This is a genomic window from Nonomuraea sp. NPDC049646 (genome assembly GCF_044465525.1).
Taxonomy (GTDB): Bacteria; Actinomycetota; Actinomycetes; order Streptosporangiales; family Streptosporangiaceae; genus Nonomuraea.
Genome location: NZ_JBITLU010000009.1, coordinates 433405 through 445609, shown reverse-complemented (window position 1 = coordinate 445609; position 12205 = coordinate 433405). Strand labels below are relative to the sequence as shown.

Annotated in this window: 10 protein-coding genes; 4 read left to right on the top strand and 6 right to left on the bottom strand. The window is 73.8% G+C overall.

Translation table 11 applies throughout. The annotated features are described in order from the left end of the window. Positions 1 to 127: 127 nt before the first annotated feature. Together ACIBQ8_RS28445 and ACIBQ8_RS28440 are read left to right on the top strand one after the other, a co-directional pair. On the top strand, positions 128 to 3217 hold the full coding sequence (locus tag ACIBQ8_RS28445) for a BTAD domain-containing putative transcriptional regulator (protein WP_397193392.1): 3090 nt from the start codon (positions 128 to 130) through the stop codon (positions 3215 to 3217). 157 nt (positions 3218 to 3374) lie between these two features. After that, on the top strand, positions 3375 to 4532 hold the full coding sequence (locus tag ACIBQ8_RS28440) for an FAD-dependent monooxygenase (protein ID WP_397178646.1): 1158 nt from the start codon (positions 3375 to 3377) through the stop codon (positions 4530 to 4532). Here the strand turns inward: ACIBQ8_RS28440 and ACIBQ8_RS28435 are convergent. The 3 genes from ACIBQ8_RS28435 to ACIBQ8_RS28425 form a co-directional block, all read right to left on the bottom strand. Next, positions 4526 to 5344, bottom strand: a complete 819-nt coding sequence (locus ACIBQ8_RS28435; RefSeq protein ID WP_397178645.1) for an SAM-dependent methyltransferase — start codon at positions 5342 to 5344, stop codon at positions 4526 to 4528. The two genes, ACIBQ8_RS28440 and ACIBQ8_RS28435, sit on opposite strands and share 7 nt — an antisense overlap. Positions 5345 to 5411: 67 nt before the next feature. Continuing rightward, a complete protein-coding gene (locus tag ACIBQ8_RS28430; protein ID WP_397178644.1) occupies positions 5412 to 6314 on the bottom strand; it encodes a hypothetical protein in 903 nt (300 codons plus the stop codon). A 33-nt stretch (positions 6315 to 6347) separates the two neighbouring features. Next, positions 6348 to 7307, bottom strand: coding sequence for an NAD(P)H-dependent flavin oxidoreductase (locus tag ACIBQ8_RS28425; RefSeq protein ID WP_397193391.1), 960 nt, complete (start codon positions 7305 to 7307; stop codon positions 6348 to 6350). A 196-nt stretch (positions 7308 to 7503) separates the two neighbouring features. Between ACIBQ8_RS28425 and ACIBQ8_RS28420 the strand changes: the two genes are divergently transcribed. Then, positions 7504 to 7689 carry a hypothetical protein gene (locus tag ACIBQ8_RS28420; protein ID WP_397178642.1) on the top strand — a complete coding sequence of 62 codons (186 nt, stop codon included), beginning with the start codon at positions 7504 to 7506 and terminating at the stop codon, positions 7687 to 7689. Positions 7690 to 7701: 12 nt separating this feature from the next. Here the strand turns inward: ACIBQ8_RS28420 and ACIBQ8_RS28415 are convergent, their stop codons facing one another. Beyond that, positions 7702 to 8802, bottom strand: a complete 1101-nt coding sequence (locus ACIBQ8_RS28415; protein ID WP_397178641.1) for a serine hydrolase domain-containing protein — start codon at positions 8800 to 8802, stop codon at positions 7702 to 7704. A 100-nt stretch (positions 8803 to 8902) separates the two neighbouring features. Between ACIBQ8_RS28415 and ACIBQ8_RS28410 the strand changes: the two genes are divergently transcribed. Then, on the top strand, positions 8903 to 9532 hold the full coding sequence (locus ACIBQ8_RS28410; RefSeq protein WP_397193390.1) for a TetR/AcrR family transcriptional regulator: 630 nt from the start codon (positions 8903 to 8905) through the stop codon (positions 9530 to 9532). Here the strand turns inward: ACIBQ8_RS28410 and ACIBQ8_RS28405 are convergent. Together ACIBQ8_RS28405 and ACIBQ8_RS28400 are read right to left on the bottom strand one after the other, a co-directional pair. After that, positions 9529 to 10320 carry an N-acetylmuramoyl-L-alanine amidase gene (locus ACIBQ8_RS28405; protein ID WP_397178639.1) on the bottom strand — a complete coding sequence of 264 codons (792 nt, stop codon included), beginning with the start codon at positions 10318 to 10320 and terminating at the stop codon, positions 9529 to 9531. The two genes, ACIBQ8_RS28410 and ACIBQ8_RS28405, sit on opposite strands and share 4 nt — an antisense overlap. 111 nt (positions 10321 to 10431) lie before the next feature. Next, positions 10432 to 12051 carry a carbamoyltransferase C-terminal domain-containing protein gene (locus ACIBQ8_RS28400; RefSeq protein WP_397193389.1) on the bottom strand — a complete coding sequence of 540 codons (1620 nt, stop codon included), beginning with the start codon at positions 12049 to 12051 and terminating at the stop codon, positions 10432 to 10434. Positions 12052 to 12205 lie beyond the last annotated feature (154 nt).

Genomic DNA, 12205 nt, shown 5'->3' with positions numbered 1-12205 from the left:
GACGCTAAGCGCTGGTTGACTGCGCGAAAATACGTATGTTCATCGGTAGGCATACCGACATTTCTGTTACCGCTGGTCACACCCATCCACGTGCGGATAACAGCCACGATGCTGGACAATCGACCACGTGCAGTTCGGCATCCTGGGCCCGTTGGAGGTGCGATCGGCTGACGGCGACCCGATCGCCGTGGGCGGTCCCCGGCCGCGTGCCCTGCTCGTCCTGCTGCTGCTGGAGGCGGGCCGGACGGTCGGCGTCGAGCGGCTCATCGACGCCCAGTACGGCCAGAGCCCGCCGGCCGGCGCGGCCAACGCCGTACAGGCGCAGATCTCCCGGCTGCGGCGCAACCTGCCCGCCGACCTGATCGAGTTCCACGGCGCCGGCTACCGGCTGGCGGTCCCGCCCGAGGACGTCGACGCCCACCGCTTCGAGCGGCTGGCCCGTGACGGCCGGCGGCTGCTCGCGGCGGGCCGGCACGCGGCGGCGGCGGCCGTCCTCAGGGAGTGCCTGGACCTGTGGCGCGGCCCGGCGCTCGCGGACGTGCGCGAGGCCGCGTACGCGCCCGGGCAGGCCGACCGGCTGGAGGAGCTGCGCCTCGCGGCCCGGGAGGACCTGTACGAGGCCGACCTGCACCTGCCCGAGGCCGAGCCCGCGGCGGGGCTGCGCGAGCTGGTCGCCGCCCACCCGCTGCGGGAACGCCCGCGCGCCCTGCTGATGCGCGCCCTGCACGCGGCCGGACGGCAGGCCGAGGCGCTGGCCGTCTACGACGAGGCGCGGCGGCTGCTGGCCGACGAGCTGGGCGCCGACCCCTCGCCGGAGCTGGCGGCGCTGCACCTGGCGATCCTGCGCGGCGAGCAGCGGCGCGCGCACGCCACGCGGTCGGCGCCGCCGCCGCAGCTCACCACGTTCGTCGGCCGCGAGGAGGAGCTGGCGCGCCTGGCCGCGCTGCGCGATGCGCGCCTGGTCACGATCACCGGCCCCGGCGGCACCGGCAAGACCCGCCTGGCCGTCGAGGCCGCCACCCGCGGCCAGGAGCGGCAGGCGTGCTTCGCCGACCTGTCGCCCGCGGCCGGGGATGGACAGGTGCCGCTGCTGGTGCTGAACGCGCTCGGGTTGCGCGAGTCGGCGCTCAGCCCCGGCGTCCCCGGCCTGGCCGACCCCGCCGAGCGTCTGGTCGCCGCCCTCGCCGAGCAGGACCTGCTGCTCATCCTGGACAACTGCGAGCACGTCGTCGCCGAGGCCGCCACGCTGGCCCGCCGCCTGCTGGCCGGCTGTCCCGGCGTGCGCGTCCTGGCCACCAGCAGGGAGCCGCTGGGCATCACCGGCGAGCAGCTGGTGCCGCTCCCGCCGCTGGGCACCCCGCCGCCGGGCACTCCGGCCGGGGACGCGCTCGCCTACCCGGCGGTCAGGCTGTTCGCCGACCGGGCCGCCGCCGTACGGCCCGGACTGGAGCTGGACCTCGACGCGACGCTGAGCATCTGCGCGGCGCTGGACGGCCTGCCGCTGGCCATCGAGCTGGCCGCGGCCCGGGTGCGCACGTTCCCCGTGGCGGAGATCGCCGCGCGGCTGGCCGAGCACGGCCGGTTCCGGCTGCTCTCGCGCGGCGACCGCACGGCCGCCGCCCGGCACCGGACGCTGCACGCCGTGGTGGAGTGGAGCTGGGACCTGCTGGACGCCGAGGAGCAGGTGCTGGCCAGGCGGTTCTCGGTGTTCTCCGGCGGGGCCCGGCTGGAGGCGGTCGAGCGGGTGTGCGGCGAGGACAGCTCCGTGCTCCTGGCCGACCTGGTGGACAAGTCGCTGGTGGAGACCGCCGGCGACCGCTACCGCATGCTCGACACCGTCCGGCTGTTCTGCGCCGGGCGGCTGGCCGAGGCGGGCGAGGAGGAGCGGATGCGCGCCGCGCACGCCGCCTGGCACCTGGAGCACGCCCGGCGCGCCGAACCCCACCTCTACCGTGCCGAGCAGCTCGAATGGCTGGCCCGCCTGGGCGCCGACGACGCCGATCTCCAGTCCGCGCTGCGCTGGAGCGTCGAGCACGACCCGCCGACCGCGCTGCGGCTGATCGCCGCCCTGGCCATGTACTGGTATCTGAGCGGTCGGCGCGGCCAGGCCGTCCAGCCCGCCCGGCGGCTGCTCGACGTGATCGGCCCCGAGCCGCCGGCGGGCCTGACCGACGAGTACGTGCTCGCCGTCCTGCACGCCGCCCCCGGCACCGGATCGCCGCACTGGAAGCGGGCCGTCGAGATCACGACGGATCCGGACGGGCCGGTACGGCATCCGTTCGCCGCCGCGCTGTGGGGCATGACCGCGGGCCCGCCCGAGCGCGGCGCGGAACGGCCGCGGCAGCGCGAGCTCGGCGGCGACCCGTGGAGCCGGGCGCTCGGCCGGCTCGGTGAGTCGCTGCTCCTGCTGCTGAACGGCGGCGTCGCGGCGGCCGAGCGGGAGCTGGAGATCGTCCTGGCGGAGTTCGGCGCGCTGGGCGAGCGCTGGGGGAAGGCGCAGGGGCTCGACTGGCTGGCGGTCATCGCGGGCTGGCGCGGCGAGTGGAACCGGGCGACGGAGCTGTGGGCGCAGGCGCTCGACCTGCTCGACGAGCTCGGGGCGCTGGACGAGCTGGTGGACGTGCTGTGCCGGCGGGCCGACGCCCGGTCGCGCGCGGGCGACCTGGCCGCTGCCAGGGCCGACTGCCTGCGCGCCCGCGAGCTGGCCCGCGAGCTGGGACGGCCCGAGCGGACGGCGGCCGTGCACGTCAGGCTGGGCGACCTGGCCAGGATCGAGGGGGATCTCGACGAGGCCGCCGAACGGCTGCGGGACGCGCTGGCCGCCACCGCTCCGGGCTCCCCGCTGGCCGGCAGCACGGATCCGCAGGTGCTCACGGCGCTGGCCCGGCTGGCCCAGGCCAGGGGCGAGGCGGGCGAGGCCGCGGCCCGGCACCGGGAGGCGGTGGACCTCGCGCTGCGCTCGCCGGTCGACAGCGACCTGGCCGGCGCCGTCGAGGGCCTGGCCGGGGCCGCCCTGCTCGACGACCCGCCGGAACGGGCGGCGCTGCTGCTCGGCGTGGGGGTGGCGCTGCGCGGGACGGCGGTGACCGGCGACCACGACGTCGCCGCGACGGCCGCCGCCGCCACGGCCGCGCTCGGCCCGGAGCGCTTCGCCGCCCTGTACGCCCGCGGCGCCGCGATGACCAGGGACGAGGCCCGCTCCACGATCCTCGCCTGACAGCCCGGGACGGCCCCTGACAGTGCGGCACGGCCTTTGACAGCCCGGGACGGCCTCTGACAGCCCGGCACGGCCTCTGACAGTGCGGCACAGCCGGGCCGGGGACTGTCAGCCGGTCGTCGCCGGGCTGTCAGCGCTCCCGGCGAGGCTTGCCGGCATGAGAGACAACCTGCACAACACCCGCGTACTGATCTCCGGCGCCAGCATCGGCGGCCCCGCGCTGGCCCACTGCCTGGCCCGCCACGGCTGCAGCGTCACCGTCGTCGAGAAGGCGCCGGACCTGCGCGAGGGCGGCCAGGCGGTGGACTTCAAGGGCGAGACCCACCGCACCGTCCTGACCCGCATGGGCATCATGGACGACGTGCGCCGCCTCCAGACCGGCGGCACCGACCAGTACTTCGTGGACGCCGCCGGCCGCACCCTCGGCGTCCTGCCCGGCGAGTTCACCGGCGGCGACATCGAGATCCGCCGCGGCGACCTGGCCCGCCTGCTGTACGAGCGCACCGCGTCCACCTGCGAGTACGTCTTCGGCGACTCCATCACCTCGCTCACCGACACCCCGGGCGGCGTGCACGTCACCTTCGAACGCTCCGCCCCCCGCACGTTCGACCTGGTCGTGGGCGCGGACGGCATCCACTCCAACGTCCGCAGGCTGGCCTTCGGCCCCGAGTCCGACTGCGTGGACTTCCTCGGCCACTACTACGCGCTGGTGGAGCTGGACACCGACTTCGGGCCGCACGGCCAGATGTACAACGAGCCGGGCAGGATGATCGCGGTCGGCGGGCCGAAGGCGCCGGCGTTCTTCGTCTTCGCCTCCGAGCGGCTCGACTACGACCGTTACGACGTCGAGCAGCAGAAGGCGATCCTGGAGCGGGCCTACGCCGGCATGGGCTGGCGCACCCCGCAGGTCCTCGACGCGGTGCGCGGCGCCAAGGACGTCTACCTCGACTCGATCAGCCGGGTGAGCATCGACCGGTACGTCCACGGCCGGGTGGCGCTGCTGGGCGACGCGGCGTACGGCAGCACGCTGGGCGGGTTCGGCAGCGGGCTGGCGCTGGTGGGGGCGTACGTGCTGGCCGAGGAGCTGGCCGCGGCGGGCGGCGACCACCGCGTGGCCTTCGCCGAGTACGAGCGCCAGATGCGCCGCTACTCCAAGGTCACGCGGAGCGGCAACAACGCGGGCACGTTCCTGGCGCCCGGCTCCCCCGCCGGGATCCGCATGCGGAACTGGACCTTCAAGTTCGGCTTCCTGCTCGGCCTGATGATGAAGGTGACCGACAAGTTCGCCACCAACATCGCGCTGAAGGACTACTGAACGGGCACCCGGCCCACGCCCCCGTCGAGCCGGAGCCGGGGCGGGCCGTCGAGCAGCGGGAGGTGGTCGTCGTCCGCGAGCCGCCAGTCCTGGACGGGCACCAGGCCGGGCCCGATCAGCTCGAACCCGTCGAACAGCCGCAGCACCTCGTCGTGGCTGCGGAACGCGCCCTGGGCGGGCGAGCCGGCCGTGGCCAGGTCGAGCTGGGCGATGGCCTCGGGGGAGCTCTCGGCCATCGCGTGGGAGAGCACCAGATGGCTGCCGGGCACCATGGGCTTCCTGAAGGCGGCCACGATGCCGGCCGGGTCCTCGGCGTCCGTGACGAAGTGCAGCACGCCGGCCATCAGCACGCAGACCGGCTGGTCGAAGTCGATGAGGCCGGTGACGTGCGGGTCGGCGAGCACGTCGGCGGGCCTGCGCAGGTCGCCCTGGATGCCGGCGACGCCGGGCTGGTCGGCGAGCAGCACCTGGGCGTGCAGGCGGACCATCGGGTCGTGGTCCACGTAGACCACGCGGCAGGCCGGGCTCACCTCGCGGACGGTCTCGTGGATGCTGGGCGAGGTGGGGATGCCGGTGCCGAGGTCGATGAACTGGCGCACGCCCTGGCGGGCGACGTGGCGCACGGCCTGGATCTGGAAGCGGCGGTTGGCCCTGGCGACGGCCCGGGCGTCGGGGGCGACGGCCAGCAGCCTCTCGGCGACCGCGCGGTCGACGGCGACGTTGTCCTTGCCGCCGAGCAGGTAGTCGTACACCCGGGCAGAGCTTGGCACGTTCGGATCCACTCCGGGCGGAACACGTTCTAGCTCAGACATGGTGGCCCATTTCCTCGCCTACCACTGTTCGGTGGTCATACTACTCGGTAACTTACCGGAACGTGTTCTATTTGGCCGCGTAGCCGCAGGGGCGGGCGTCGCCGAACTCGGGGTCGAGCTCGATCCTGCTCAGCACCGTCGCGTCGATCGGACGGCGGATCGTGCCGGCCGTGGCGCAGTCGTAGAAGACGTACGCGCCGGAGTCCTGGCCGAGCACCAGCCAGCGCTGCCCCTTCGACAGGAGCTTGCCGGAGTCGTCGCGCACCTCGGCCCACTGGTTGGAGAACCCGGTGAGCTGGAGCACGAGGTTGGCCTCGCCGCGGTCGTGCACCCTCTCGGCCCCCTGCGTCATCCAGCCGACGAGCACGAACCCCAGGCCCACCCCCACCAGCGCGCCGGTCAGCACCCGCATCGCGGCCCGTCCGGTGGGCCGCGCCCGCAGCAGCCGGTACGGCACCAGCAGGCAGAACAGCCCGACCACCGCGACCGTGACCAGCACCGGCGTGCCGGTGACGTCGAGGATGCCGAGCAGCCCCCAGTACGCGACGCCCGACAGCGCCGCGCCCACCGCGGCGGCCAGCCACGGCTGTTCCCGCCCCCGGTCGAGGACGCGCCCGGCGGCGCCGCGGGTGATCCGGTCGAGCAGCCACCAGGCGCCCACGACCAGGCCGAGCAGCGGCAGCAGGGTCAGGAAGAGCAGCACCAGCGTCGCCACCAGGTGGCCGAAGATGCTCGCCTGGGTGAGCCCGGCCTGCTCGGGGGTGATGCCGAAGGTGTCGTAGACGCTCTCGAAGCCCAGGTAGAGCAGGGCGTACACGGCGACGGCGATCGGCACGACGACCGTGCCGATCTTCTCCATCACCTCCAGCACGCTGCCCCTGGCGGACGCGGTCCCCGGTGCCGTGGCGACGGAGGGCGCGGCGGGCGGCGGGGACGCTGGGGGCGCTGGGGGCAGCGTCTGATGTGTCATGGCACAAGAGGATGCATCAGGCCAGGACCGGCGTCATCCACCGGGCGGGGCGAAGCGGCGCAGCAGCGCGTCCGCCTCGGCGAAGCCAGCCACCACGTCGGCGGCCGTACGCCGTTCGTTCACCATCCCGACGGCCTGGCCCGCGTAGATGCAGGCGGTGTCGTAGTCGCCGTCGCGGCGGGCGGCGGCGATCAGCGCGGCGGCCTCCTCGTCGGCCGCCAGCTCCTCCTCGTGACCGGCCCAGCGGTCGAAGAACGTGTTGCGCAGGGCCCGGCCGCCGTACTCGGCCGGCCAGTCGAGGCGCTGGGCCACGTCGAAGACGCGGCCGTAGGCGGTGTCGGTCTCGGCCGCGGCCAGCACGCGGGCCGCCGCCGTTTCCGGCAGGGCCGTCTCCGCGCAGCCCATGAACGCCGTGCCGGCCCACGCGCCCTCGGCCCCCGCCGCCAGCACCGCGGCCAGCCCGCGCGCGGTGGCGATGCCGCCCGCCGCCAGCACCGGGACGCGGACGGCCGCCAGCACGCTCTGGAGCAGCGGCAGCGTGCCGACGTCGGCCCGGCCGTGGCCGCCCGCCTCGGCCCCGCGCGCCACGACCGCGTCGACGCCGGCCTGCTCGGCGGCGCGGGCCTCGTCGGTGGTGCCCGCCTGCGTGACGACCGTGATGCCGGCCTGCCGCAGCTCCTCCACGTACCGCTCGTACGGCCCGAAGCTCACGGAGACGAGCCGCGGCCGGGCCGCGAGCACGGCCTCGAACTGGGCCGGGTTGCCGGGCAGCGCCCAGGCCATGAGCCCGATCCCGTACGGCCGCCCGCTCCCGGCGGCGACGGCCGCCTCGGCCTCGATCCAGGAGGCGGGGGCGGCGGAGGACACCCCGATCACGCCGAGCGCGCCGGCCGCGCAGACGGCGGCGGCCAGCCGGCCCGCGCCCACTCCGGCCATGGGCGCGCCCACCAGGGGCACCGTCAGCCCGAACCGCTCGGTCAACCACGTCCGCACGCCGGCCTCCTTGCACGTCGCCTGCCACCGCCAGTCTCGCACCACGCCTCCCGCGAGCATGGCGGGAGGGCGACAACGCAGGATCCGTACGAAAGTAGAGCCGGATGACCGATGCGCCGGAGGCGGAGGCTGTGCATCCTGGTGGGGACGGGTCCGGCGCGTGGCCTGTTGTGAACCCGAGAGGAGTCGCCAGGACATGGACAGCGCTGCGAGCCGCCCGACCGTGGTCTTGGACAACGGTGTCGTCGGCCGGATCATGCTGGCCCACCGGTCGAGGAGGGATCTCGTGCTCGTGCTCGGCATGGACGGCACCCTGCTGAGCTGCGACCTCGACGGCATCGCCTGCGTGGTCGGCGGCCGGCCCCTGTGCCGCGACGGCTGAGCCCCCGCGCCCTCAGGAGCGGGCGATCAGGGCGGCCAGCTCGCCGACGGCGGCGAAGTCGTTGGTGAGGCGGTTCTTGGTGAGGGCGACGGCGGTGCCGGTCGCGGTGTCGGCCCACGCGTAGCTGCCGCCCGCGCCGCCGATGCCGAACGCCGTCGCGCTCTCCTGCGGCGAGCCGCCGGGAAGCCCGATGGTGAAGCCGAGCCCCCACGTCGAGGGCATGCCGAAGACCTCGTCCGGGCCGCTGTAGGCCACCGTGGTGGCCTCGCGCAGCCGCTCCGGCGAGATCAGCCGCACGCCGTCCACCTCGCCGAGCAGGGCGGCGTACATGCGCGCGATCGCCCTGGCCGAGGTCTTGCCGCCGGCCGGGATGTCGGCGGTCAGGTAGTCGGGCCTGCTGCCGAGGGCGGCGTTGGGCATGAGCTCCATCGGCCCGGCCCTGAACATCGGCAGGTCGGCCGGCAGGTCGCCGAACGCCGACGGGTCCATCGGCTCGTCCTCCAGCCGGGCCAGGCGGTGCTGCTCCGCCGGGGGCATGCCGAAGTAGAGCTCGCGGGCCACGCCCAGCGGGCCGGAGACCTCCTCCAGCAGCACCTGCGAGATGCGCTTGCCGGTGGCCCTGCGGACGATCTCGCCGACGAGGAAGCCGAAGGTGTAGGCGTGGTAGCCCATCTTCGTGCCCGGCTCCCACCACAGCTCGGCGTTCTCCAGGGCGGCGACCATCTTGTCCCAGTCGCAGACGTCCTCGGGCGTCGTGTCGAGCGGCACGCCGGGCACGCCGGCCGTGTGGGTCAGCACGTGGCGGACGGTCACGCCGCCCTTGCCGTTCCCGGCGAACTCCGGCCACAGGTCGGCGACCGGGGTGTCGTAGTCGTACAGGCCGCGCTCGGCCAGCATGTGGGCGAGCGTCGAGGTCGCGCCCTTGCCGATGGAGAAGTTGTAGAACGGGGTGTCGGCGGTGACCGGGCGGCCGGTCTCCGGGTCGGCCACGCCCGCCACCACGTCCACGATCTGCACGCCGTCGCGGTAGACGGCCACCTGCAACCCGCGCTCGGCGCCTGACTCGACCAGCTTGTCGGCGGTCTGCTGCACCTGCTGCTGAAGGTCGCTCATGAGGTCGTCACTCCTGTTCGTTTCGGGAACTGGACGGTACAGTACCCACATGAGTACGGAACTGTCCAGTACTATGCGAACTCATGATCGAAAAGGTGGCGTGACGGTGACCGACGAGGACGGCCGGACGGCCCGCAAGCGCAGGCAGATCCTGGACGCGGCGCGCGCGGTGTTCCTGCGCAACGGCTACGTGGGCGCGAGCATGGACGAGGTCGCCTCGATCGCCGCGGTCTCGAAACAGACCGTCTACAAGCACTTCAGCGACAAGGAACAGCTGTTCACCACGATCATCCTGGACACCACGGCGCAGATCGAGGGCCTGGCCAAGCTGATCACCGAGTCGCTGGAGGGCAACGACGACCTGGACAAGGGGCTGCGCAAGCTGGCCCGCGAGTTCCTGGCCTCGATCATGCAGCCCGAGGTGCTGCGGCTGCGACGGCTGATCATCGCCGAGGCCGACCGCTTCCCCGACCTCGGCCGCACCTGGTACGAGCAGGGCTTCGAGCGTTCGCTGGAGAGCATGTCCACGGCCTTCGGCCGCCTGGCCGGGCACGGCCTGCGTCCCATGGACGACCCGCGGCTGGCCGCCGACCACTTCGTCGGCCTGCTGCTGTGGATCCCGGTGAACAGGGTCATGTTCGCGGGCGGCGGCGAGCACCACACCGAGGCCGAGCTCGACCGGCTCGCCGACGCCGCGGTCGAGGTCTTCCTGCGCGCCTACGGGGCCTAACCGGTCAGGAACTGCTTGAGCCCGGCGGCCAGCGAGCCGGCCATCTCCCCGCGGAACTCCCCGTCGGACATCTTGGCGGCGTCGCCCGGGTTGGCCATGTTGCCGCACTCGATGAACACCGCCGGGCGGGTGGACAGGTTGAGCCCGCCCAGGTCGGTGCGGGTCTGCAGGCCCTGCTCGCCGGTGTAGGTGGCGTACGGCATGCCGGTGCCGTCGCGGAAGGCGTTCCGGACGGCCACGCCGAGCTTCCTGGACGGCTGGATGATCGCGTCGTTGTGCCCCGGCACCAGGCCCGGCAGGATCACGTGGAAGCCGTGGCCGGCCGGCGGCGCGCCGTCGGCGTGGATGGACAGGACGGCGTCCGCCCGCGCCCTGTTGCCGATGGCCGCCCGCTCGTTGACGCAGGGGCCGACGCCGGTGTCGTCCGGCCTGGTCAGCACCACCTTGGCGCCCATGTCTTCGAGCAGCGGCTTCAGGCGGTTCGCGACGTCCCAGGTGAAGGCGTGCTCGGTGTAGCCGGCGGCGGTCTGGGTGCCGGTGGTGTTGCAGGGTTTGCGTCCGGTGATGATGTCGACCGGGCGGCTGATCTCCTTGGGATGGGAGGCGTTGCCGCCGTTGTGCCCGGGGTCGAGCACGACGACCTTCCCGGCCAGCGCGTTCCGCGTCTGCGACGGCGAGGCGGAGGTCACGACCACCCCCTGGGTGGTGCGCACGGGGCCGCCGCCGCAGGCCGCCGACAGCGCGGCCAGGGCGGTCAGCACCACGGGGACGGCTGGGTGAACGCGCATGCGACCGACGCTAACCCGGACCGGCCCGCGGGCTCGGCCACCCGCTTCGACCTGCGGGAACAATGACCTGGATTTGGTCTGCACCGGCTCTCCCGACGACCGGCGGCGAGGCTAGTCGCGGTCCCAGTTCAGGCCGGGCACCGGCGGCTCCTCGCGCTTGCGGATCAGGTACGGCGGCATGACCAGGGCGTGCAGGCCCGTCGTGAGCAGGGTGTCGATCGACTGCTCGGGCGTCTCGGTCAGCGGCTCGCCGGGGCCGTTGAGCGAGGCGTTGACCAGCACCGGGGAGCCCGTGGCCGCGTGCCAGCCGGTCAGCAGGGCGTGCAGGAACGGCGTGGCCCCCTCCTCCACGGTCTGGATCCGCGCCGTGCCGTCCACGTGGGTCACGCCCGGCAGGCTCGCGCGGTGCTCGGGGCGCACGTCCACGACGCACTGCGGGAACGGGGCCGGGCGGTCGACGCCGAACAGGCGCTCGGCGTGCTCGGCCAGCACCAGCGCGGCCAGCGGGCGGAACCACTCGCGGCCCTTGATCTCGAAGTTGACGTAGTCCTGCATGTCCGGCCTGGCCGGGTCGGCCAGCACGCTGCGGTTGCCGAGCGCGCTCGGGCCCGACTCGCTGCGGCCCTGGTGCAGGCCCACGACCCGGCCGCTCTCCAGCAGCGACACCGTCGCGCCGACGAGGTCGGCCGGCTGCTCGGCCACCAGGCCGTCCGGCAGGCTCCGCACCGCGGCGGCGATCTCGGTCTCGTCCGGGTCGGGGCCGAGGAAGTCGTCGGTCCAGCGGAAGCGGCTCTCGACGCCGAGGCATTCGATGAGCCCGTACAGGGCGCAGCCCACGGCGGTGCCGCCGTCGTGCGGGCTCGGCGGGATGAACACCTCGCGGAACGGCGACTCGCGGACGATCCGGCCGTTGGCCGTGGCGTTGAGCGCGGCGCCGCCGGCGTAGACCAGCCGGTCCAGGCCGGTCTGCCCGTGCAGCCAGGCGACCACCTGGACGAGGGCGTTCTCGAAGACCCGCTGGCCGGCCGCGGCCAGGTCCGCCGCCCGGGAGAAGCGCTCGCCGCCGGGCTCGTAGACGTAGGCGTCCCGCTGGGCGAAGGTCTCGATCCACTCCTCGGGGATGAACACCTCGTGGCCGCGTACGTCGAGGTCGGGCAGGCCGTACACGTACGCGTCGCCGAAGGGGGCCAGGCCCATGACCTTCGCCTCGTTGCCCTCGCCCTCGGGCCACAGCAGCCTGGTCAGCAGGGTGTAGAAGCAGCCGAGACCGGTCGGCCGGGCCCAGTCGCCGTCCCAGAGCTGTTTGGCCAGGCACTCGACCGGGCGGCCGCGCTCGCAACGGTAGAAGGAGGCGACCTCCAGCATGTCGTCGCGGGTGCCCTTCGGCAGCGGGGCCGGCTCGGTGAGGTCCCCGACCCGGCTGCCCTGCGCGCCGATCACCAGGCCCGCCGCCCGGTCGAACGGCGAGGGCGGGAACGCGCTGTAGAGGTGGCTGAGATGGTGGGAGACCAGGACGACCCGGGCGTCCTCCTTGAGGCTCAGCGTCTCGCGCAGCTCCTCCTCGTAGGCGCCCTTGTGCTCGATCTCGGTGTCGCCGGCGTATCCCTCGACCACGAGGTCCACGGGCTCCTTGAGCAGCGGCATCTCGGGCAGGTACAGGTCCGGCAGGTCGCCCAGGCGGCCCCAGTGGTGCCTGCGCCGGGTGATGCGCTCCTTCTGCAGGCTGTACATGCCCGACTCGCCCACAGCGACAGCAACAGAACCATCCTGAGTACGATTTATGCCGACAACGATAGGAACATCCGTCATCTCTGGTGCCTCCTGGGCTGTGATCACCGGCACCAGTACCCGGGCCTGGGACAAGACCATCCCTCAACCGCGTAAC